This window comes from Sulfitobacter sp. M22, from assembly GCF_021736025.1.
Lineage (GTDB): Bacteria > Pseudomonadota > Alphaproteobacteria > Rhodobacterales > Rhodobacteraceae > Sulfitobacter > Sulfitobacter litoralis.
In genome coordinates this window covers 164,380-186,691 of record NZ_WMEC01000002.1, presented here as the reverse complement: position 1 = coordinate 186,691, position 22,312 = coordinate 164,380, and the positions used below count along the sequence as shown (strand labels likewise).

The following is a 22,312-nucleotide window of genomic DNA, read 5'->3' as shown; positions in this document are numbered from 1 at the left end:
TGGCGAGTAACGGTCTGTTTACAGTGCTACTTTTAGATTTTGTGTTCGAGAACTGCTTGATGTTATAGAGCATCTTAGTTTCTCTGACAGTGCAATAGATCTGGTTTGTGCGAAAGCGCCGCAACTTGGTTATTCAAGGAGATTGCGACAGATCCTGCGAACGAGCCCGAGCAGATAAACGAACTGCGCCGCGTGCTTGCCGAGGCCGCCGTTGGGAATACGGACCAGATCAATGTGAAGATCGCACCCGCGAACCGCGCCGTCAAACCAGCGCCAGCACCGAAACCCCTAGGAAGGCCAGCGCTGATGCCAGCGCGAAGGCGCCTCCGGGGCGCCGCTCCGTCCGAAAGACGAAGCCAGCCAGCCACGCTGCGAAGAACATCTCGACAGAGGCGACAATCGCCACCGTGGCCACGCCCGCGTATACCAATGCGAGGAAAAGCAGGATCTGCCCGATAGAAATCCCCGAAGCCGCCGCCAGTTGCCAGCCAGTTGGCCGCCGCCCTACTGCCGCCAGCTGCGCGGCGAAGCCCCGCGACACCAGCGCGGCCAAGCAGAAGAAAGCGATCCCCGCGCCAGCACCGATGGCGGTGCCCAGCATTGGGTCGGGCAGGCCCGCGATCCCAAGTTTACGCGCTACGTAGGCTCCGCCGTAGCTGGCGGCGGACACCACAGCCAGCGTGCGCCCGGTCATCCGCGCGACCGCGTCTCGCGCGCCTTCCGCCTCCCCAGCCATCGGCGGCGCTGATATCCATACGATCGCGATGCCTGCAAAAATCAGGGCGAAGGCCGCGAGGATCTGCGGGTTTAGCCGCTCGTCCAGCACGACCATGGCCAGCACCGTGGCAAAGACCGGGATCAGCCTGCGTAGCAGCGATGTCTCGATGACACCGGCTAGCTCGATCGAGCGAAAAAATGACACTCGTCCCAGCACCGTTGCCAGCAGTCCCGCCGTGCTAAACGCTGCGACACCGGTCCATAGCTGCGGCGACGCGGCGGGCAGCGGCGGGCCGACAAACAACCAAGCGCCCCCCGACAAGAGTGCGGTCAACAGCACCGAAAGCAGCACAGCCGTGCCGCGACCGCCATTGGCGCGCGCGTCTTTGGTGGCCGCGACCGACGCAAATGCATAGCAAAGCGCCGACAGCACGGCGAGAGCCACGCCCAGAGTAACGGTCGCGGTCATGCGTCGCCCATACTTTCGATTCCGTTAAAGAGCGCCTGCGCCGCGGTGACCGCCCGGCCGGTGGCCAGCGTCATCTGTGGCAACAGCGCCCATTCCAGCATCCACGCCGCACCTGAGCGTTCCTGTTCGTGAATAAGCGCATGCTGCATTCCCGAAAGTGACCCCGCGTTCAGCCGCGCCAGCGTCACCAGCAGTTCAGCCAGCACCGGGTTAGATTTGTGCGGCATGGCTGACGATCCGCCACCGCCCGCGATACGGATATCGTCGATCCCCTGCTGCGCCATCAGCGCGATGTCCTGCCCCACCTTGCCAAGCGCCCCCGAGAGGCCCGCGATACAAGCGGCATAATGAACGATACCGCCGCGGTCGCTGTGCCAAGCGTGATCTGGCGCCGACAGGCTCAGCCGCGTCGCCATGGCGTTGGCGATAGCCTGTCCTTGGTCGCCAAAGCCGTGTCGCGTGCCGACTGCGCCGCCCAGTTGCAGCCGCTCGACCCCCGCTCGGGCGGCGTCGAGCCGGTGCGCTTGGGCCGCCAGCGGTCCGCGCCAGCCGCGCAGGCGGTCCGTCACCCGGATGGACAGGGCCGCCTGCATCCGCGTCCGGCCCATTAGCGGTCGGTCCCCAAACCGAGCGTCAAGATCCCGAAGGGTGGCGTCCAAGCTGCGCAGCCGACGCGCCAGAAGATCCGAGACGGATCGGAGGGTCAGCGCCAGGGCGGTGTCCATCACATCCTGAGACGTCGCGCCGGTGTGGAGCGCGTCCTTGTGCGCGGGGTCGGCCGCGCGCCAGCGGCGCACCAGCGCGGGGATCGGCAAGCCGTCGCGAGCCACGTCCCCAGCAAGCGAAGCGGGGGCAATAATGCTGGTTTCAAGCGTCGCAGCGGCGGCGGCGCCGTGGCCCAGCGGCACCCGGCCCACGTCCTCCAGCGCGTGGGACAGCGCCATTTCGAAGGCGGTGTAATGGGCGAGCTGCACCTCGGGCGACCAGAGTGCTTGCACCTCTGGATCGCCGAAGAGGCTGCCCATCCAAGGATGGTTGAAGACATCGCTCATCCCAGCAGCCCGTGCATGCCCGACACCAGTTCCGCCACGCGGTCTGGCACTTCGAGGCACGGCAGATGCCCCACGCCTTCCAGTGTCACCAGGTCGGCGCCGGGAATTCGACGGGCCAGATCTGCGACGATACTGGGCAGAGTGACGGTGTCATCCGACCCGGTGATACACAAGACCGGGCAGCTCAAGCGCGGCAGCGCGGCCGCCAGGTCCGCGTCCCGGATCGCCGCGCAGGCGGCGCGATACCCTGCCTGAGGAGTGCGCGCCAGCATCATGCGCCAGCCCTCGGTATCGACTGGGTGCGCATCGCGGAACCCCGGCGACAGCCATCGCTCAATCACGCCGGCCGACATCGATGTCAAGCCTTGGATGTCAAGGTCGTCTATCCGCCTCTGCCACATCTCGGCGCTGCCGATCCTGTAGGACGTATTACTTAAAATCAGCCCGCCTACCAAGTCCGGGCGGGTGTCTGCCAGCTGCAGAGCGATCAGCCCGCCAATGGACAAACCCACCACCAGCGCGTCGGATAGCGCCAAGTGGTCCATGGTTTTGACCAGATCCTGCGCAAAATCTGCAATGCTATCGCTCTGCCCCGATGACAGGCCGTGCCCACATTTGTCGTGCCGTAGAATTGTGGCATCCACGGGCAGACCCGGCATCACCGCATCCCAGATCCGCAGGTCTGTGCCTAGGGAATTGAGAAAGACGATAGGCCGCGCACCATCGCCCGGCCGCAGATCAGTGTGCAGCACCTTCCCGCGCAGTCTCAGAAAACGGCGCATGGGGTCCTCCCCGGCTGCACGCGAGCCCTCACGCGACTGTGGGCCGCAGGCCCAGCAACGCGCGCGCTTCGGGCCTGGGTGGCCACGGGGCAACCGTTGGCCAAGCAGATTTCTGCTGTGCGCCTCACCAGCGCCGCGTTCGACGGCGCCAGTCGGTCTTTGTCCAGCCGCACGTCATCCTCGAGCCCCGTGCGCGCGTGACCGCCCGCGTCGATGGCCCATTCGTTGAGCGTCACCTGGTGCCGCCCAATGCCCGCCACGTACCACGGTGCGTCCTCGCCGAAGAGCCGCTTGAACATCTGCACGTAGAAATCGAACACGACGCCATCGACGGGCATGGCGTTCTGCACGCCCATGACGAACTGCACATAAGGCGACGCCTCGATCTCGGGTTTCACGTCGTATTCGACCATCTCAGCGGCCAGCCAGTCCACCAGATCTGGCGGGTTCTCGTCATCGTTGCGCACATGGGCGTGCAAGATGCTCGCACCGGCCTCAAATGCCTCATGTGTGTCTTCCACCTGTTCGGCCAGAGTAATCGGCACGGCGGGGTTGTTGGCCTTTCTTGGCAGCGAGCCGGTAATGGCAACGCAGGTGATGCAGGGTTTGGTCATGAAACCTCAGATGTCGAAGAATACGGTTTCGCCATCGCCCTGCAAGTGGACGTCGAAACGATAGACGGGGATTGGTCCGCTGTCGTCGCGGTTGGCAATCAGCGTTTCGCGTCGATGGGGCGGGTCAACACGTCCCAGCACTGGGTCGGCGTCGTTGGCAGCACGTTCATCGTCGAAATATAGCCGAGTGTTGAGACCGATATTGATGCCGCGGGCCACGATCCAAAGGCTGATATGAGGGGCCTGCACAGTACCACCCCGGCCTGGCACAGCGCCCGGCTTCACCGTCTCGAAGGACCATGCGCCACTTTCGAAATCGGCAATGACGCGGCCCCAACCGCGAAAGCCGTCTTCGACGTCACCGGAGCTTTCGGGGTGGGCGTAGACGCCAGCTGCGTTGGCCTGCCAGACCTCGATCAGCCCGTCCTTCAGGGTGGCACCGTTGCCGTCGATAAGAAGCCCCTCGATGCGGATGCGTTCGCCCGCGGCATTGGGCCCGGCGATGTGTCGGCCAAGCTCGTGATCGTAAATCTCGATGCCCGTGTCGCTGGGCAGCAGCCCGATATGGACGTAGGGCCCGGCGGTCTGGGACGCGGTTTCAGGCAGGTAGCTCTGCGGATAAAGCATGGCTCAGTTCCCCTCCAGACGGTTTTCGAACAGGGTCGACCGACGCCCGCGCAACACGATGTCGAAGCGGTAGGCGATGGCGTCGAACGGGATCGTCTGGTTCACGTCCAGGCGCGCCACCAGCCGGTCGATGGCGCTTGGGTCGGGGATGGTCAGCACGATGGGGCAGATCGGGATCAGCGGATCGCCTTCGAAATAGCACTGGGTTATCAGTCGCTGCGCGAAGGCACTGCCGAAGACCGAGAAATGCACATGGGCGGGCCGCCAGTTGTTCACCTGGTTGGGCCAAGGATAGGCACCCGGCTTGACCGTGCGAAAGAAGTAGTAGCCATCATCGTCGGTCACGGTCCGCCCACAGCCGCCGAAATTGGGGTCCATCGGCGCCAGGTAGTTGTCTTTTTTGTGCCGATAGCGTCCGCCCGCGTTTGCCTGCCAGACTTCTACCAACGTGTTGCGCACGGGCTTCGCGTCCTGATCCAGAACGCGGCCGTGCAGGATGATCCGCTCGCCGATGGCGGTTTCGCCGCAGGTGGCATAGTTCGTCAGCAAATCGTTGTCGCCGGGCGCGATGTCGGAATGGTCGAAACGGGGTCCGGTGATTTCCGACACAGTGTTTTCCAGAGAGATTAGCGCCTGTCGCGGGCTGCGCGCTACGGACGTCTTGTAGCCCGGCGCGTAGGCGGGCGGGTGCAGCCGGCGGTCACGCATGTAGTATTCGGCAGGTGTCTTCATTTGGTCTCGCCCTCCATCTCGGCAAAGGTGGCCTTAGCCAGCTTAATCGCGTGGTTGGCCTTTGGCACACCGGCATAGACTGCCACGTGCAGGAAGGCCTGCATCACCTCTTCCTTGCTTGCGCCGGTATTCCGCGTCGCGCGGATATGCATCGGGATTTCCTCGAAATTGCCGGTGGCAGCCAGCAGCGCGAGCGTCAGCATGGACCGTTCGCGGTGAGGGATCGTCGGATCAGACCAGAGTGTGCCCCAGGCGCCTTCATTGATCATTGTCTGGAACGGCACGTCGAACGCAGTCTTTCCGGCCTCGGCGCGGTCAACATGGGCGTCGCCCAGCACCTTGCGCCGGGTTGACATACCGTCATCGTATCGCTTGCTCACAATTCCCTCTCCCTAAACTTCGCCTCATGCGGGTGACGTTATATGATCATCGCGCGGTTACTCGGCCGCCTCGGTGGCGCCGCCCGGGGCTACCAGCGTGCGCCAATCGACCTCTTTCGGATAGACGCCCTCGTGCGACGCGATCTGCGCCTGCGGCACGTCCGAATCGGTCCCGATGGCGCGGCCGCCCTCGGCTACCTTAGCTGCCGCGTCGGCCATTAGGCGGCGGAACTCAACGATGGCCAGGTCAGATGCACCAAGTGTGTCGGTGTGGCGCTGTACTCGGCTGCCCATGGACACCCACATTATGATGTCCTCGTTCGGGATCCCGTTAACGCCGGTGAAATGACCTTCCTTCATTCGCTCGCGGTCTTGGTTGAAGTCGTTTTCAAGCGTGTTCTTGGTGCGCCATTTGTGATCCACGTCCTTGCCGGGCACCGCGTGGTTGAAAGCGCGCCATTCGTTGGTGGACGGCACGTTCGGGCCGCCGAAAGCCACGAAATGGAAAGCAGTTTCATCGTCGTTGATCGGCACGATGACGCTTGCCACCTTGTAGTTATTGTTGGGCGGGATCAGCGAATAGTAGGGCGCGATGAATTCCGTAACGCGTAGGTAATGATGCGTCTTGGCGTTCTTGATAGGTTTGCGAATTGCCGCGTAGTGGAATCCGTAGCTGGTGGTTTCCGTCTGCATGCGCGGCGATTTGTCGGTGGAAGGACGATACCACGATTTGTCGTCCGCCGATGCGCCCTCGACCCGAGCGGGCTTCATCGTCGACGAATGCAACGACGATGAATGAGCGCTGTCGATCTGGCCTTCGTGGATCTGCGCCCAGTTGGCGGGGACGCGGATCTTGAGGATGGCCACTGGCGTGTCCTTTTCCGGCGCGAAGGCAGGGGGCTGGAATTCGGGCATATCTTCCTTGTCGCCCAGCCACGCCCACACAAAGCCGCCCCATTCTTCAACCGGGTAAGACCGCGCCTTCACCTTGTCCATCAGCGGGCTGCCCTCGGGTTCGGACGACATAGCGACCACGTTGCCGTCTACGTCCATCTTCCATCCATGATAGAGACAGCGCAGACCGCAATCCTCATTCCGGCCATAGACAAGCGAAGCCTTGCGGTGGGGACAGAGCTCATCCAGCATACCCAGCCGGCCCTTGCTGTCGCGGAAGGCTACATAGTTTTCGCCCAGCACCTCAACGCGCAGGGGCTTGCCGTCGGGCTCAGCCACTTCTTCCCTCAGGCACACGGGCGTCCAGTGCTGGCGCATCAGCTGCGCCATGGGCGCATCCCCGGTGACGCGGGTTAGCAGTTCGTTTTCCTCAATCGTAAGCATTGCTTTCTCCTCGGGGGCGATACGAAATCAGTCGGCCCACACTTAGCTATCTAAGTTCTCTTCGTCAATAACGTGCTTGAACGCGCCGCGATCAGGTGTTGAGCCACCTATCCAACCGCCGATGCAGCGCGGGCAGGATCAGCCCGGTGGTCAGTGCAGTCAGGCAGGAAGCGATTAGGAATAGCGAAAGAAGAGCGGGCATGTCGTAAAACAGCGCCCGGAAAGCAAAGACCAACGCCACCAGCGGCGGATAGACTGCAACCATGCTGATCAGCCAGCGTTTCCAGAAAGCGGGTGCTTCCCGTCCTTGAGTGTTCTTGTCGGCCACGATGTACGGCTCCTGTGTTATTTGGATCATGCAGCCCGGCGAAGGAGTCTGCCTCGCCGCCGGGCTGCGCGTTACTCGGCTGTGGTCACGCCGGCGCCGCGACGCATGAGAAACGCGTACCGCAACCCGATGGCCAGGATCACCGCCATGCCGCAAAGCGATATCAGCGGTACTGGGAAGACCGCCGCCACAGCCGCCAGCGTCAGCGCGAACCGTTCCACCGTCTTCAACGCGATGCCCACCGATCCCTCGATTGAGATCGCGATGGCTGCGGTGGCCAACAACCCGCCGAGTAGCGCGAAGCCATTGGTCATCGTGTCGCCCAGCAACAAAAGGCCAGGGTTGAAGATGAACGCAAAGGGCAGAAGGAAGCCCACCGCAGCCAGCCGCACTGCCGAGAACGCGATCTTGAACGGATCCTCGTCGGCGATGGCCGCCGCGGCCAGCGCCGCGACCGCGATGGGGGGCGTAAGCGCCGACAACACCGCGTAATATAGCAGGAACATGTGACTTTGCAGGATTGGGTAGCCCAGTTTGGCCAGTGCCGGGCCCACCAGAACGGCGGCCAGGATATAGGCGCTTGGCGTCGGCATCCCGAGACCCAGGATGATCGTCACCACCGCCGCAATGATCAGCGTGACCGCCGGTTGTTCGCCGCTGATGGTCAGGATCACGTTGGCGGCCTTCATGCCCAACCCCGTCATCGACAGCCCGCCGATGACGAGACCAGCTGCCGCGCAAGCGCCCGCCACCGGTAGGATGCGAAGAGTCGTCTCGCCCAAGCCCTCGACTATCTGCCAGGGCGTGAGCCGCGTGGCGTCCAGAAGGGTGGCAGCCAGCACCGCGCCCATGACGCCAATGCCCGCCGTGAATGTCGGTGAATACCCAGCCATAAGAGCCGCGACGATGCCGATGATCGGGATCATGAAAACCCAGCCCACGCGGAACGTGCTGACGAGCGTCGGCACTTCGTCGTCGGACGGTCGCAAGTCCTCACGCACAGCGCGGAAATGCACCTGAAGGAAGACGCCGAGGTAATAGAGCAGCGCAGGGAGCAGCGCGGCAAGCACTACCTCCTGATAGGGAACGGCAGTATATTCCGCCAGAATGAACGCGGCAGATCCCATGATGGGTGGCATCGCGCTGCCCCCGGTGGATGCGGCGACTTCCACGGCGCCCGCGAAGCGGGGGGAATAGCCCAGGCGCTTCATCACCGGGATGGTGATTGAGCCTGTGGCCACCACGTCCGACGTCGGGCTGCCCGACATTGTGCCGTAAAGTCCCGACGAGATCACAGCGATCTTCGCAGGTCCCCCGCGCGACCGTCCCGTGAGCAGGGCGGCGAGGTTAAAGAAGAACTCGCCCCCGCCGGCCTTCGACAGGAAGGTACCAAACATCACGAAAAGGAACACGTAACTGGCGACTACTTGGATCGGCACACCAAATACGCCGTCGGTGGTGAAAACAAGGATATCCAGCAAGTAGCTGAATTCGTTGATGCCGTGGCCGAAGGGCGGCGGCAGCATCGAGCCGAACTGGTTATAAAGCAGAAACAGCACCACCACCCCGGTCAGCCCCATGCCGGTGGTGCGGCGGGTCGCTTCCAATGTCAGCAGCAACAGCGCAGTCCCGAAGATCAACTGTGCGGCGGTAAAAGGTTCAAGCAGGCTTATGCGGTCGGAAATCACGCCGGCGTTAACGAAGAAGAAGATGCCGCAGGCTAAGCTAAGAAGGCAAAGCGCCCAGTCATAGATCGGAATCTCGTCCCGGGCATTCGGCGTGGCTCCGATCGCGACAAACATGATGGAGTAGATGCCGCAAACGAAAAGGATCCCCAGAATCAGTGGGTCGGAGATCGTAAAGAGGTTCGCGTAGATGACCCAAGTGGCGAACACGGCCGCGACCGCTACCAGAGCCTTCTGCGAACCGGCCGCAAGCTTACGCCTGCGGCCCGTGGCAACGAGCGGTCCAATCAATTGATCAGTCCCGCGTCCCGATAGACAGCCGCCGCGCCGGGGTGGAACTCCAGCACGCTGGGAGTCGCCAGCAACTCGGGGCTGAGCGTGGCCATCGAGCTGTGCACGCCGCGCACCTCGTCGATATTGGCGATCAGCGACGATGCCAGCGACGACGCCACGTCGTCGGGCATTTCGGTGGTGGCGACCAATAGCGCACCCAGAGCCACGCTCGTCACATCTTCGGTCTGGTTGGAATAGCTGCCGCCGGGGATCACCATAGTGCCGGTGCCGAAGGCTTCATTGGTGGCATCAATCACTTCCCGCGGAACGCTCAGCAGCACCACATCGCTGTTCTGATCCACGGCCCGGAAGGACGAATGGTTGATGAAGATGCCATTGGTGATCATGTCGAGTCGCCCATCCTGGATTAGATCGGCCTGCTCGTTGGCGCCGGCGCGAACGAATTGCCCGCCGTTCCGGGAGATGACGTCGTCGGTCACACCCACTGCTTCCAGCATCGCCAGGGCGACGTTCGAGGTGATGTTGCCCGACCGGTTGATCCCAATCCGCAGCGGCGCGCCGCTTTCGGCGATGTCGGCTAAGCTCTGCAGGCCGTACTCCTCGGCGATGCCGCGATCCACGAAGAAATGCATAGGCGCCCAGTTATACATATAGCCGATGGCGCGCATGTTCTCGATGGGGGCTTTGAAGGGCTCGCCGCCCTGTAGGGCGATCTTGGCCTCGGCGTCGTGCAGAAGGCCCAGGTCGGTGCGATTGCCACCCAGGAGGCCGATATTGGCGAAGCCGCCGCCGGTGGCTTGGTAGGTAATGACCGAATCGCCGTCGTCGGCCTTTGCCGCGCGGTCAATGCCAGCGCCCAATAGTGACCACAATCCGCCGGGATTTCCGCCCGATAAGGTAAGATTCACCGGTTCCGCTATCGCCGCGCTGGACGACACGGCAATCCCCAGTGCCGCGATTAAAGCTGATAGTTTCATGCGTTCTCCTCCCAGATACGGGCCCGCCCTGTGAACGGGCTGTGACAGCCCACGCTCCCGCCAAGGGCAGAACGCCCACGCAAAGAACTTAGACATCTACATTGGTAGTGCGACGCATCATCGCAGTCAAGAAGTTAGATATCTTATTTCTTTAATTTGTCTTATGGCCAACCACCGGCGCCAATCTGCGCAATTTTCAACAACTCTGGAAGTATCAGGCCCCGCGCTGCCCCGTGCTCACTGAATGTGGCACGGAGCAGACGCATATCTGTCACCCTTTCGGGCTCAACTTAGCCATGCGAGCGGGTGGCGGGCACGCGTTGGCCCGCCGCGGCCGCGCGTTCCTCATCGCGTTCGAGGTTACGAATCACCGTGCTAAGCGCCCGGCGCAACAAAGCAACCTCGTTCTTGGTCAAACCGTCCACGGCCAAGTTGTTGGTCTCGATCGCCAAGGGCTCCAGCCGCTCCCGCAGCGCACGGCCCTTTTCGGTCATAAAAGCGTGCTGGCGGCGCTTGTTAGGGCCCACGCGGCGGCGTTCGATGAAGCCCAGCTCTTCCATGCGGATCAAGGCAGTGTGGGCTGTGGGCTCGGTCAAGTGGGCCTTCTCGCTTAGCTCGCGCTGCGACAGGCCATCATGATCCCACAGTATCCGCAAAAAAATCCATTGGCCGAAGGTTACCCCCTCTGTCGTCAATCGTAACTGCAAAGACCGGTTAAAGGACCGCGCAGCGAGCCGGATCAAACGCGCAAGACGTTCGTCCTGGTAGACATCATTGCCGGATTGCAGCCGGTCGGGATTTTTCTGTTCGTTCAAAGATCTGCCCTCTGCCAAGTCCATTTTCTGCGAAGACGCCACCACGTCGCGTGGTCCGGCGCCTTGACCCATAACAAGACAGACGCTGTTTGACGAACGCGCCCCGGAATTCGGCCCCCGTTACTCCTGCGTCATGCCCTCGGTCATCGCGGCACTGTAGCCTTGGGCGATGCGGACGTCGATCACTACCGTGCCGCCCGCGGCCACCCGATCGAGCGCCTGGGATAGAACGTCGTCCAGCGCTGCGTGCCCCTCGACCGGGCCGAAGGCAGTAGCGCCCTGCGCGCGAGCCATTGCCGCGATGTCGATGTCAGGCCCGGTGATCGCCTGGCCCACATGCTTGTTCTCTACCGGCCTATCGCGCATTCGCGCTACCCGTTCTTGGTGCACCTCATCGTTAAAATAGGACCGATTGTTGGCCACCACGATCAGCATCGGCACCGAATGGTGCACCGCCGTCCATATCGCCGTCGCCCCCATTAGGAAATCGCCATCGCCCAGCACTGCCACCGGTAGCCGGCCCGACCCTTGCAGCGCCAGCGCCGACCCCACTGCCATACCTGGCCCCGAGCCGATGCCTGCACCCCCATCATAGCCCAAGTAATCCAGCGGGCTGCGAAAGTCGCATTTGTCACCGTTCCAGCTGAGCGTCAGGCGCATCAGCGTTGCCTCATGCCCTACCAGCCGCGCGCTCAAATGATCGGCCAGCGCGTCGATGGTGACGGGCCCAGTTTGCGCCGCTGGATCGAACGCTGCCGCCGGGGCGGGTAACGAGGTTTTCCCCTGCCCCGAGATTCCGGCGACCTCGCACAGCGCCGCGATCACCGCGTCGGGATCGGCAAGCAACGAAAAGTCGCTTTGCGGCTGCGCTTGGTGATCCAGCGACCAGCCGTTCTGCAACAACGGCTCGAGCGTCACGTTCACGACTTTCGAGGAGGCGGCATCCACGCCGGCCTGTTTCATGGTTCCCGCCGGATCCACCCAATCGAAAAATACCAACAGATCGGCCTCCACGATGACCTTCGACGCCTCGGCCGAAAGGAAATAGCTGGGCGAACCCGCGTGCAGCGGGTGTTTCGTCGGAAAAGCGGCGGCAGTCTTGATGTCAGTCAAAACGCGCGCACCGAAAGCCTCGGCCAGACCTACGCGCCGATCCCAGTCGCCGCTGTCGCGTGAAACCCTTCCCATAAGGAAAACGGGTTGGTCCGCCTCTCGCAGCATCGCCAGTATGCGAGTCGCTTCGGTCTCAGTCACCTGGGGCAATTGTGGCACTGGGTGCTTCGCCGCATCAGGCAAAGGCGGCATCTCGTCAATCTTCTGCTCCTGCACGCTCACGTCGAAACATACATATGTGGGCGCTTTGGGTGCGGTTTGCGTGATTGTCGCCGCACGTTGCATTGACGCCAGCGATGCGGCCAGCGATGCGGGCTGGTCGTCCCATTTCACGTAAGGCCGCACGATGGCCGCTTGGTCACGCGAGGTATGCAGCCAATCGATCCAGGGCCGCCGCTTGTCGGCATCGACAGGCCCCGTCGCACCATAGACCAGCATCGGCACCCGGTCGCACCAAGCGTTGTAAAGCGCCATCGCCGCGTGCATCAGACCCACATTGGCGTGCAGAATCACCGCCAACGGCGTGCCAGTCACCTTGGCCCAGCCGTGTGCGATGGCGACTGCGTGTTCCTCGTGCAGGCACAACAACATCTGCGGGTTTCGGTTGCCCAAGTCGTTCACCAGGCTGTCATGTAGCCCTCGAAAGCTCGACCCCGGATTCAGCGCAACGAACGGCACGTTCAGGTGCCGCAACATCCGGCCGATGGCGTCGCTGCCGTAAAGCGTGGTGACGTCGCAGGCCACGGGCCGGTCCAGGTCATCGTGCATTTTCGCTGTCTCTCCTGTCGCCCGGTTTCATTGGCCGGACAGGTTGATGTGGACGTTCTTCTCGTGCGTGAAGGATAGCAATTCTCCGATGCCTTCCTCGCGGCCGATGCCCGACTGCTTGACCCCACCGAATGGCGCGCCCAGAAAATGGCGCCCCACCTCATTGATCCAGACGAAACCGGCCTCGACTCGCGCCGCAGTGCGATGCGCGGTGGCCAAGTCGCGGGTCCAGATCGCGCAGGTCAGGCCCACGTCCAGTCCGTTGACCTCGGCCAACATGTCAGCTTCATCAGACCAGCGGCGCACGGCCAGAACGGGGCCGAAGATCTCCTCGCGGGCGATACGCATGTCAGGCGTTACGCCAGCAAAGATCGTGGGCGCGATGAAATTGCCATTCGCCAGATCGCCGTCGATCACGGGGTGCCCTCCCGTGACCACGCGCGCGCCCTCCGCCTTGCCGCTGTCGATATAGGACATGACCCGGTCGAAATGTTCGCGCGAGACCAGCGCGCCCATAGTCGTAGCAGGGTCCGTTGGCAGGCCAGGGCGATAGCGCGCCACCGCATTAGGCAGCCGGTCCACCACCGCATCATACAGGTCGTCGTGCAGAAACGCCCGGCTGGTCGAACCGCAGGACTGCCCGCACCAGCCGAAATTCATTCCCGCCACGATAGCATCCGCCACCTTCGCGGGGTCGCTGTCGGGATAGGCGATAAACGCATTCTTGCCACCCAGTTCCAGCAATACAGGCTTCACGGTCGTGCTGGCGCTTCGCATCACCGCTTGCCCCGCGCCCACGGATCCGATCAGCGTGACCTTGGCAACGTCCTTGTGGCTGGCCAGCGCGGCGCCTGCCTCCGTTCCGCCGGGGAGCACGCTGAAAACACCCGCGGGCATCAGACCGTCCACCAGATCAGCAAGCCGCAGTGCCGAGAGCGGCGCTTGCACCGGCGGCTTGATGATGACGGCGTTGCCTGCAGCCAGCGGCGCGGCCATCTTGCCGCCGCAGAACATGAACGGGTGGTTGAAGGCCAAGATGCGGGCGACAACGCCCATAGGCTCGCGAACAGTCATGTTCACCCGGTCGGTGCCCATTGGTATCGTGTCGCCCTTCATCTCGGTCACAAGCCCTGCGAAGAACTCCATCTGCGCCGCCGCGATAGTCGCGTCGCCGCGCATTTCGGTATAAGGGTTGCCACAATTGGCCGCGTCGATCATAGCCAGCTCGTCGCCATGCACGCGTAGGAGCCAGGCGATTTCACGCAAAATGCGCGCCCGCTCCAACGGTGCAACGTCGCGCCACTCCAAATACCCGACCTGCGCGGCGGCCACAGCGGCATCCACGTCTTCGGCGCCCGCATCGGCGACGCTGGCCAGCACCGCGCCGGTGCCGGGGTTCAGCGTGTCGGCGCGGCGCCCCGACAGCGGGGCATGCCAGCCGCCACCCCTGTACAAGTTGGTCTGGACGGGGAGAACCCGCTGCGGATCGGGCGGGGCATCATGCTGCATCGTCGGTCCATCTGAATATCTGAGAATAAAAGGGGCGGCTCAGGCGTCCGACAACAGTGCAATTAGGCGTTGACCAGTCAGCACTTCGCGGATGGGCAAATTAGCGGCGGCGGCGTCCAGCTCGGTGTCATAACTTAAGCCCCGACCGTCCCAAAACCACCAGTAGACGGTATTGCCCTGCTTGTCGCGGATGGGCATACGGAAAGTCGGGAAATCACGATGATCCTCAGGGATCTCCGCCTGGCCGAGGTTCGTGTAAGGTGCCCCCACCCGCTCCAACGCGGTCTGCAGTGGGGTCATCGCCACGAATTTCGTGGCGCCCCCTGCCGCGACGGCCGCATCGACGGTGCCGCTGTCGTGCAGGCCCTCAATGGCGCGCACAACGGGCGGATAGCTCGGGTGCAGATGGGTCACCTGCACATGGGCTACGCGGCCCGAGACACCTATCTCAATCACATCGCCGGGTCTGAAGTCGGTCATGGTATCCTCCTCACAGGCTGTAAGCTTCACGGGTCGCGGAGTGGAACAGTTCGTCGACCGAGACGCGACGCGGCGACAGGCCCTGAGCGTGGTGATAGGACAGGAAACGGTCCAGCACGTGCTCATTGCCGGGCAGACCGTAGGTCCACGGGTCAGTCCCCATCAGAGCCTGTGCGCGGTTCAAATTGTCCTCGACGAAGGGCATGGTAACCTTGGTGGCCGAGGTGTCCTGCAACGCCTCCTGCGCCAGCGCTTTCGCCTGTGAAAACCCTTTCAGCAGCGCTCCGGGCAACCAGGGATGCGCGTCGGCGATTGACCGGCGGATACCCAGAACGTGCATGATTGGAAAGATCTTGGTTCGGGCATAGTAATCCTCTGCCGCGCCCACGCTGTCTGAGAACAGCCGCCCCACATTCGGATGGCCTTCAGCGAAGCAACGTGGCCAGCGCGGTCCGATAAAGCCGTCGATCTCGCCATCCGCCAACATCTGGTTCAACGTCGCGCCCTCCGGCGCGGCGAGCACTTCAACATTCGATGGCAGGTCGACTTTGATCTTTTCAGGGCGACCGGGCGTGTCCATGCCGCCGCGCACCCAAGTGACATCCGACGGCTTGACGCCGTAATCCTCCTCGAGGATGCCGCGCAACCAGACGTTAGCGGACAACTGGTATTCGGCGATGCCGATCCGCTTACCCTTCAGATCCTCTGGCTGATCAATACCCTTGTCGGTGCGGATATAGACCGAGGTGTGGCGGAACGCGCGACTCAAGAACACCGGGATCGCTACGTAATGCGCGTCGCCCCGTGCGACCGATATCGAATAAGATGACAGCGACAGTTCCGACACGTCGAAAGCTTGGTGCCGGAAGGCGCGGAAAAACATCTCTTCGGGCGACAGTAGCATCGGTATAGGATCGACGCCGTCGATCTTCACGCGGCCGTCGACGATGGCGCGGGTGCGGTCATAATTGCCCATGGCAATCGAAAGTGAAAGGTCTGTCAAAGCTGGGTCTCCTTGGTCTCGATTCCACATTGTTGGGTCAGTGTGACGGGTTGCCTGCGCGCGGCCGACGTCAGAATAGCATTACAGACCTCAAGGCTGGCGCGGCCCCAGCGTCCGGTCTGCGGGGGCGCGCTGTCATGGCGCACGGCCTCCACCAGCGCGTCGATGACTGGCTTGCGCGGCGCGGGGTCAAGCGGTGCCTCAACGAAGCTGCGGGCCTCGTCGCCGAACACTTCAACACCGCCCGGCGACAGGCGCAGATCGGCTCGGTCGCAGCTAATGATTATCGGCCCGAAATGCTCATTTTCTGTAGGTTGAGGCGGCTCAGCCCCGGCGCCATAGGTGCGGGTCTGTTTTAGTTGCGCTTCAGCATCAGGGTTCAGGTTGCGCAGCGCACGCCGGGCAGTGCCGTAGTTTGCCGGGTCCTTGCGCCCGCCCAGTTCAGCCACGTTATTCATCCATATGTCGCTATCGAAATGCGCGTAGCCCGAATAGGTGAGGCTGGCGAATGCGCCGCCCTCGAAATCTAGCATCGCGGTATAGGCGCCTTCGGTCGGTCGCTCCGGATCCCACGCGCCGGTCATGGCGTAAACGCTGCGCGCCAGCCCGCCGCAGAGCAGCCGCACGATGTCAATCTGATGCACCCCCTGGCTGAATAGAACGCCTCCACCTTCCTCGGTACGTAATTCCTCGGGGCGACGCGGCCGATAGAGAAAATCGGTATAGTTGAAGGCTTGGACCATCCGCACCTGGCCACAATCGCCTGACGCTATCATCTGGCGCGCCAGCGCTACCGGAGGGTCGAAACTGTGGCTCGGTCCCACGATCAGATGCACGCCAGCCGCGTCGGCGGCGGCCACCATGCGGTCGGCATCCTCCAAAGTGACAGCCAGCGGCTTGTCGACCAGAATATGCTTGCCTCCGGCAGCCAGGGCTTCCACGTGATCGGCATGCATCTGGTGTGGCGTGGCGATGTAAACGGCGTCGATCTCCGGGTCCGCCGCCAGCTCTTCCACCGACGCATAAGCGCGTCCGCCAAATTCGGCCACAAATGCGTCGCGGCTTTCGGCGCGGGGAGCCGCGGCGGCCACGAGCCGCACACGGTCGTCGTTGCGGAAGGTGGGCAGCATCAGCATGAAGGCGCGACCCAAACCAAGGACCCCAAGGCGGACGGGCTTATATGTCAAGAACCAACTCCTCGCCACCCTTGGATCGCGACACGCAAATCATGATCGTGTCCTCTTTTTCGTGATCCATCAGCACCATGTCGCGGTGGTCCACTTCGCCCGCAATGAGCTTGGTCTTGCAGGTGCCGCAGGTGCCGCTTTCGCATGAGCTCACAGTGGGCACTCCTGCGTCCCGGATCGCTTCCAAGATCGACCGGTCCTTGGGCACAGTAACGGTTTTGCCGGTCTTCTCCAGCTTAACGTCAAAGGGAACGTCGTCGTCACGCACGACTTCGACCGGCTTGAAATCCTCGAAAATCACACGACCCTCCGGCCAGTGGCCGGAAATTGCTTCTATTTCTTCCAGCATCGGCGCGGGACCGCAGCAATAAACCTTCATATTCTTCGGCTCTTCGAAATCGTCCCAGAAATCGAAAACCTCGTCGGGGTCACCGCCGTCATGGTGGATGGTCAGCTTATCGCCGAATAGGTCAGTCATTTCCCGCAGATATGCGGTGTCCTCGGCGCTGCGAGTGCAATAGATCACGCGATATGGCTTTCCCTCGCGCGCCAAATGTTGGCCCATGGCATAGATCGGCGTCACGCCGATGCCGCCCGCGATTAGCAGATAATCCTCAGCATCAGTTAACTCGAAGGTGTTTTCAGGGGGGCTTACGCGCAACTCTGTGCCTTCGGCCGCATCGTCATGCATTGAGGCCGATCCTCCGCGCGACTCGGCTTCGCGCTTCACTGCGATGACGTAGTGCGTTGGCGCGTCGCCATCATTGACAAGTGAGTAGCGACGCATGGCGCCCGACGGCGTCTCGATGGTCAAGTGCGCACCGGGACTGAATCCGAACAATTCTGTGCCATCGACAGGCTCCAACGTGAACTCGCAAATGTTGTCGGTCAGGGCGCGGCGGCCCGCGACCTTCATGTTCATATCGTCCATGCAATCCCCCTTGGCTCCTCCGGGACCCGCACGTGGTGGGCAGGTTCGGTATGCTACCCCTTTAATACTTAGGTCTCTAAGTTTTTGTCAAGTCCAAGTAACCTCAAATATCCGCGAGGCGCTTTCCGCCATTCTGGCCCACTTGCCAAAGCTTAAGTTGGTGGTGATGATCACGTTTGTGCGCTCGTAGTGTTTGCTGAGAAGATCGAACAGCATCGCACCGCCCGAGGCGCTGAACGGCTGGCATCCAGCTCGTCGAAGATCACCAATTCGCTCTTCACCGGTGCCTCGGAAATCTTACCGGTCTTTCTCTGCTCCAGCGTATTCACCAGTTCAACTGTCTAGAAGAAACGTTGAACCGCCCCGGTTTTGCCGGAGACTGTTAAGTTCTTCTCAAGCGACTTTATCGAGTGTGTTCATGTTTGCATAGAACGCCTCCTGAGCTTCTGTCGGTGTGATGTATCCGATAGGTTCAAGCAGGCGGCGGTTGTTGAACCAATCAACCTAAAGCAGCCGAATTTCGCTGCCGGACGCATCAACACTAACTGGCCCGAGGGCGTGACTGAGGCCTTCGTCGCCGCCGAGATCGTTTGAGGAAGGCTGAGATGGCCGAAGACGTCAAGATCATAGACACCACGCTGCGCGACGGGCAGCAGAGCCTCTGGGCGATGAACATGCGCACCGGCTGGATGCTCCCTGCGCTCGACCGCCTCGACCGGGCCGGCTACGAGGAAATGGAGTTCTTTGTGCCCGTGGTGCAGATCAAAAAGATGATCCGCGACCTTGAGGAGGACCCGTTCGAATAGCTACGCTTTGGCGTGGCGCGGGCGCAACAGACGCCGCTGCGGCTCCACGCGGGCTACCGAAGCTGGCTGGGCAAGGTGCCGGAATCGGCGTCCAAGCTGATGATGCAGAAGGTCATCGACAGCGGCATCGAACCGGCGCGGAATTCCGACCCCTGGAACGATTTCGAAACGCTCAAGGAAGAGCATGACGAGATGCGCCGCATGGGGATGGAATCGGTGGTCAATATCATCTACTCCGTCTCTCCGCGCCACACGACGGAGTATTTTGTCCAGCGCACTAGGGACGCGGCGTCGCTGAAGCCCTACCGGCTGTGCTTTAAGGACGTGGGCGGACTGCTGACGCCGTCCCGCCTGCGCGAGCTGTTGCCCAAAGTGCTGCAGGCAGCGGGGGACATTCCCGTAGAGTTCTACAACCACTGCAACAATGGTCTGGGCACCTTCAACGCGCATGAGGCTGTCGACCTCGGCATCCGGCACATCCATTCTGCCGTGCCGCCGCTGACGGACGGATCGTCACAGCCCTCAGTGCTTGACATCCTGCGCAACCTGCGTGCGCGGGGCCATGACGTGGCGCTCGACGAGGCTCCGCTGTCGGAGGTGTCGGAGTATCTCACCCGCATCGCACAGCGCGAGGGTCTCGCCATCGGACAGCCACGTGCCTACGACGAGACGCTCTATGCGCACCAGATCCCCGGCGGCATGATCTCCAACCTCGAGTACCAGCTCGAGAAGGTGGGCATGAAGGGCCGCATGGACCTGATCCGCGAGGAGGCCGCCAAGGTCCGGGCCGAGCTGGGTTATCCCATCATGGTGAGCCCGCTGTCGCAGTTCGACCGGAACGCGTTACAAGCAGGTGACGGACGAGACCATCCAGTACGCGCTCGGGCTCTGGGGCCGCGAGGCGCTGAAGCACATGGACCAGAACGTGCGCGACCCGATCCTCGACCGGCCCCGGGCGCGCGAGATCGCCGCGATGGAAACGCCCCAGCCCGATCTGGCCGAGGTGCGTCGCACGCTGGGGGCGGGCCTGACGGACGAAGAGCTGATCATACGCGCCTACGTGGACGAAACTGCGGTGCAGTTAGTCCGCCACCTGCCTCCGGTGCAGGAGGAGCCTGTTGGCCGGTCCCCGCTAGTGGAACTGATCGCCGGGCTCGCCTCCCAGGATGCGCAGCATGACGTTTCGGTCAGTATGGGCGACCTTAATGTCCGGCTGAGCAAAGGCTGAACGTCCAAAGATGCGCGCGGCGGCGCGGGGTACCCTGCCGCCGACATGAGAAGGCCCCGCCGGACCGGCCGGCGGGGCTTATTCTTTCTGCGTGCTCCGCAGAAGTGCCTGTCAGAACCAGAAGCTCGGCAGCCAGAGTGCAATCTGCAGGAACTGCATCAGAAACACGATTCCAAGCAGCGTTGGCAGGGCAAAGGCGATGGCCCCCCTTGCCGTGTCGCCAATCGCCAGGTCGGGAACCACCCTGCCCAGCACGAAAAGATTGAACCGCACCGGCAGCGTGATCGCGGCAATCTCGATCTGGATGGTGGCGATCGGCCTCGCCAACTTGTCGTCGCTTTTGATGGAGTTTAGGTGATCGTCATGAAAATATCAGCTGGAAGGCTACCGGTTCCCCCGCGAAGTCGTCGTTTATGCTGTCTGGGTCTACCACCGGTTTGCGCTGAGCACGGCGGATGTAGAGGATCTGCTCGCCGAGCGGGGCGTAATTGTCAGCCGGGAAACCGTTCGTAAATGGCTGAACCGGTTTGGCCGGCATTTCGCAGATTGCATCAAGCGCGACCGGTCCGCTGCATCAGATAGGTGGCACCTCGATGAAGTCGTCGTGCCGATCAACACCGTGAAGATATGGTCGTGGCGGGCCGTGGATGGGAACGCCAAGCGCCTGATACAAGGCAAAACCCGCCGCAGCTGCTTTGCCTTTAGGTCGGCGGGCAATGGCTGTGGGAAATAAGAATACTGTGTCACCTCCGGCCGTCCGTCGCGCACCGCATTATGCAGCGCGGTGGCCAGGGCCGCCAGCGGCGCACCGGTCAGCACATGGAACCGACCGGGTTGCAGATTGGCCCCGCCTGGGGGCGGCGCGGGCCAAGCGCAAAATACGCCCAATGTCGGCCACCGGCACCGCATCGGGCAGAAACCCCCGCTCCGAACGGCGATGCAGCAACAGCGCCACGGTATCCATCTTGGTCAAATTCTCGGTCATCTTCTCGGTCATCCCCATGAATATATCCTGTTTGGCCGCGCATGCTCCCCAAGGTGACGCCACCCGCCAAATCTTTGCGCCGCACCCCAACATCGCGCGCGGCGATATACTCCGTATTCGCAATGGCCCATGCGGACAACGGTGACACCGTCTTCCATCTGGCCCGACGGGGCAAATGCAGGCAACTTTGCCCTCGCACCGGGGGTGCCCATGGGCCTCTGGCCCCCTGATACCTATGTCACCTTTGCCTTGACGACGATCCGCTAACGCCGAGGCGCAAATAGGGCGTGCTTAAAAATGCATGCAAAAGATACACAAAAGGATTTACAGAAGGTCGGATATTCGTATATTGCATGCCAAACCTAATTGATAAAACCCCCGCGCGGCCCTAATCAAGCCGCAAGTGAACGTACCCAAGGAGCTTCTGATGGAATCAATCTCACGCTACGGCACGCCCAATACACGATTGATTTCTATGATGAAGTCATTTGAATACCCCTTTCGCAACGTCAAGGCCGGCGACAAATTTGCGATCTTTACGGACGACCAAATGGATCCGCTGATCTGGCAGGCGATGATGGCTTCTTTGCATGCAAAAGATGCCGAGGCCTGCCTTTGCCTTTACCCAAAGCGTGCATATCACTGCGCGGACCCCTCCGTGATGGCGGTTGGCGCGGCCAAAGAGGCGGACGTGGTTATCGCCCTAACCACAACGGCCCTAAACAGCGGCACGCCCGGCTTGCGCCAGATCCGATCTGAAGGGGGGGCCAAGGGAAAAACCCCGATCTGGCTGTGGGAAGAAATCAACCAAGAGATTCTGATCGACGGCGGCGGGTCGGCAACCGCCGCCGATGTCGAAGAAATGTGCGCGGTCCAAGCCCGAATGGGCGCGATCTGTGACGCTGGGTCGACGATCACCGTGACCACGCCAAGCGGCACAAACCTGACCGCGGACATCACCGGATATCCCGAAGGTGCGCTAGAAACCCGTTGGGGTGCCACCCCGTTTGAACGCGACCCCGAAACTGGCCGCTTTAGCCGCAGCCCGGGCACCTGGCCGTTTGGCGAATTCCATGTTGAACCAAAACAGGGGACCGCCAACGGTGTGGTGGTGTGGGAACACACAGGCCAACATCCGGCTGGGCACTGGAAGGACCCGGTTCGCGTCACCTTGAAGAACGGTCACGTCACCAGCATTGAAGGTGGCCACGAAGCCGCAATGATCCGCGAATACCTAAATACGCACGGCGATGACAATTCTTGGATTATGGGCGGAGAGATTTCGATCGGCACCAACAAATTGTGCCCGCCCTACACCGGCAATATGCGTAGCGAAAAGAAACGCTATGGCGCGATGCACCTTGGGATTGGCCATGGCGCGGATCGCGGCGATGTCGTCAGCAAACTGCGGTACGAGGCAATCGCCGACCGGGTCACCATGGTCGTTGATGACAAGCACGTTCTCGCCAAAGACGGGGTCATTCTGGTATGA

At 62.0% G+C, this 22,312-nt stretch carries 24 protein-coding genes and 2 pseudogenes; 5 read left to right on the top strand and 21 right to left on the bottom strand.

The window, feature by feature from the left end:
• Positions 1–262: 262 nt before the first annotated feature.
• The 19 genes and pseudogenes from GLP52_RS16215 to GLP52_RS16125 form a co-directional block, all read right to left on the bottom strand.
• Positions 263–1,186, bottom strand: a complete 924-nt coding sequence (locus GLP52_RS16215) for a DMT family transporter (RefSeq protein WP_237273755.1) — start codon at positions 1,184–1,186, stop codon at positions 263–265.
• Positions 1,183–2,238 (bottom strand): 3-carboxy-cis,cis-muconate cycloisomerase, encoded by a 1,056-nt coding sequence (locus GLP52_RS16210; RefSeq protein WP_237273754.1) that lies wholly within the window; start codon positions 2,236–2,238, stop codon positions 1,183–1,185. The genes GLP52_RS16215 and GLP52_RS16210 overlap by 4 nt, the downstream gene beginning before the upstream one ends.
• On the bottom strand, positions 2,235–3,020 hold the full coding sequence (pcaD, locus tag GLP52_RS16205; RefSeq protein WP_237273753.1) for a 3-oxoadipate enol-lactonase: 786 nt from the start codon (positions 3,018–3,020) through the stop codon (positions 2,235–2,237). The genes GLP52_RS16210 and pcaD overlap by 4 nt, the downstream gene beginning before the upstream one ends.
• Complete coding sequence (locus GLP52_RS16200; RefSeq protein WP_237273752.1) at positions 3,005–3,634, bottom strand: 3-keto-5-aminohexanoate cleavage protein; 630 nt, start codon at positions 3,632–3,634, stop codon at positions 3,005–3,007. Before GLP52_RS16200 ends, pcaD begins: the two co-directional genes overlap by 16 nt.
• Positions 3,635–3,640: 6 nt before the next feature.
• A complete protein-coding gene (gene pcaG / locus GLP52_RS16195; RefSeq protein WP_237273751.1) occupies positions 3,641–4,261 on the bottom strand; it encodes a protocatechuate 3,4-dioxygenase subunit alpha in 621 nt (206 codons plus the stop codon).
• Positions 4,262–4,264: 3 nt separating this feature from the next.
• Complete coding sequence (gene pcaH, locus GLP52_RS16190) at positions 4,265–4,993, bottom strand: protocatechuate 3,4-dioxygenase subunit beta (protein WP_237273750.1); 729 nt, start codon at positions 4,991–4,993, stop codon at positions 4,265–4,267.
• A complete protein-coding gene (pcaC, locus tag GLP52_RS16185; protein ID WP_237273749.1) occupies positions 4,990–5,373 on the bottom strand; it encodes a 4-carboxymuconolactone decarboxylase in 384 nt (127 codons plus the stop codon). Before pcaC ends, pcaH begins: the two co-directional genes overlap by 4 nt.
• Positions 5,374–5,430: 57 nt before the next feature.
• Complete coding sequence (locus GLP52_RS16180; protein ID WP_237273748.1) at positions 5,431–6,711, bottom strand: Rieske 2Fe-2S domain-containing protein; 1,281 nt, start codon at positions 6,709–6,711, stop codon at positions 5,431–5,433.
• Positions 6,712–6,802: 91 nt separating this feature from the next.
• Positions 6,803–7,039, bottom strand: a complete 237-nt coding sequence (locus GLP52_RS16175; protein WP_237273747.1) for a hypothetical protein — start codon at positions 7,037–7,039, stop codon at positions 6,803–6,805.
• A 71-nt stretch (positions 7,040–7,110) separates the two neighbouring features.
• Positions 7,111–9,015, bottom strand: a complete 1,905-nt coding sequence (locus tag GLP52_RS16170; protein ID WP_237273746.1) for a TRAP transporter permease — start codon at positions 9,013–9,015, stop codon at positions 7,111–7,113.
• Positions 9,012–9,995 (bottom strand): TAXI family TRAP transporter solute-binding subunit, encoded by a 984-nt coding sequence (locus tag GLP52_RS16165; protein WP_237273745.1) that lies wholly within the window; start codon positions 9,993–9,995, stop codon positions 9,012–9,014. Before GLP52_RS16165 ends, GLP52_RS16170 begins: the two co-directional genes overlap by 4 nt.
• A 290-nt stretch (positions 9,996–10,285) precedes the next feature.
• Positions 10,286–10,810, bottom strand: coding sequence for a MarR family winged helix-turn-helix transcriptional regulator (locus GLP52_RS16160; protein WP_237273744.1), 525 nt, complete (start codon positions 10,808–10,810; stop codon positions 10,286–10,288).
• A 120-nt stretch (positions 10,811–10,930) separates the two neighbouring features.
• Complete coding sequence (locus GLP52_RS16155; RefSeq protein ID WP_237273743.1) at positions 10,931–12,691, bottom strand: thiamine pyrophosphate-binding protein; 1,761 nt, start codon at positions 12,689–12,691, stop codon at positions 10,931–10,933.
• Positions 12,692–12,718: 27 nt separating this feature from the next.
• Positions 12,719–14,200, bottom strand: a complete 1,482-nt coding sequence (locus GLP52_RS16150; protein WP_237273742.1) for an aldehyde dehydrogenase family protein — start codon at positions 14,198–14,200, stop codon at positions 12,719–12,721.
• A gap of 39 nt (positions 14,201–14,239) precedes the next feature.
• Positions 14,240–14,680, bottom strand: coding sequence for a hypothetical protein (locus GLP52_RS16145; RefSeq protein ID WP_237273741.1), 441 nt, complete (start codon positions 14,678–14,680; stop codon positions 14,240–14,242).
• A 10-nt stretch (positions 14,681–14,690) separates the two neighbouring features.
• Positions 14,691–15,683, bottom strand: a complete 993-nt coding sequence (locus GLP52_RS16140) for an ABC transporter substrate-binding protein (protein ID WP_237273740.1) — start codon at positions 15,681–15,683, stop codon at positions 14,691–14,693.
• On the bottom strand, positions 15,680–16,870 hold the full coding sequence (locus tag GLP52_RS16135) for a Gfo/Idh/MocA family protein (RefSeq protein WP_237273739.1): 1,191 nt from the start codon (positions 16,868–16,870) through the stop codon (positions 15,680–15,682). Before GLP52_RS16135 ends, GLP52_RS16140 begins: the two co-directional genes overlap by 4 nt.
• Complete coding sequence (locus GLP52_RS16130) at positions 16,860–17,801, bottom strand: PDR/VanB family oxidoreductase (RefSeq protein WP_237273738.1); 942 nt, start codon at positions 17,799–17,801, stop codon at positions 16,860–16,862. Before GLP52_RS16130 ends, GLP52_RS16135 begins: the two co-directional genes overlap by 11 nt.
• Before the next feature lie 129 nt (positions 17,802–17,930).
• Positions 17,931–18,142 (bottom strand): annotated as a pseudogene (locus GLP52_RS16125) (ATP-binding protein); the annotation flags it as partial.
• Between the two features lie 264 nt (positions 18,143–18,406).
• On the opposite strand from GLP52_RS16125, the gene GLP52_RS16120 reads away from it, so the two are divergent.
• Positions 18,407–18,607: a hypothetical protein gene (locus GLP52_RS16120; RefSeq protein WP_237273737.1), complete on the top strand. Its 201-nt coding sequence runs from the start codon at positions 18,407–18,409 to the stop codon at positions 18,605–18,607.
• 12 nt (positions 18,608–18,619) lie between these two features.
• Positions 18,620–19,786, top strand: a complete 1,167-nt coding sequence (locus GLP52_RS16115) for a hypothetical protein (protein WP_237273736.1) — start codon at positions 18,620–18,622, stop codon at positions 19,784–19,786.
• A gap of 160 nt (positions 19,787–19,946) precedes the next feature.
• Here GLP52_RS16115 and GLP52_RS16110 read toward each other — a convergent pair whose 3' ends face one another.
• Positions 19,947–20,162 carry a hypothetical protein gene (locus tag GLP52_RS16110; protein WP_237273735.1) on the bottom strand — a complete coding sequence of 72 codons (216 nt, stop codon included), beginning with the start codon at positions 20,160–20,162 and terminating at the stop codon, positions 19,947–19,949.
• A gap of 49 nt (positions 20,163–20,211) precedes the next feature.
• On the opposite strand from GLP52_RS16110, the pseudogene GLP52_RS16105 reads away from it, so the two are divergent.
• Positions 20,212–20,541, top strand: a pseudogene (locus tag GLP52_RS16105) (IS6 family transposase); the annotation flags it as partial.
• A gap of 66 nt (positions 20,542–20,607) precedes the next feature.
• Here GLP52_RS16105 and GLP52_RS16100 read toward each other — a convergent pair.
• The gene (locus GLP52_RS16100) at positions 20,608–20,838 is read right to left on the bottom strand and encodes a hypothetical protein (RefSeq protein WP_237273734.1); all 231 of its coding nucleotides are present in this window, start codon (positions 20,836–20,838) and stop codon (positions 20,608–20,610) included.
• 123 nt (positions 20,839–20,961) lie between these two features.
• Between GLP52_RS16100 and GLP52_RS19540 the strand changes: the two genes are divergently transcribed.
• A complete protein-coding gene (locus tag GLP52_RS19540) occupies positions 20,962–21,087 on the top strand; it encodes a hypothetical protein (RefSeq protein ID WP_272903637.1) in 126 nt (41 codons plus the stop codon).
• Between the two features lie 160 nt (positions 21,088–21,247).
• Complete coding sequence (locus GLP52_RS16095) at positions 21,248–22,312, top strand: hypothetical protein (RefSeq protein ID WP_237273733.1); 1,065 nt, start codon at positions 21,248–21,250, stop codon at positions 22,310–22,312.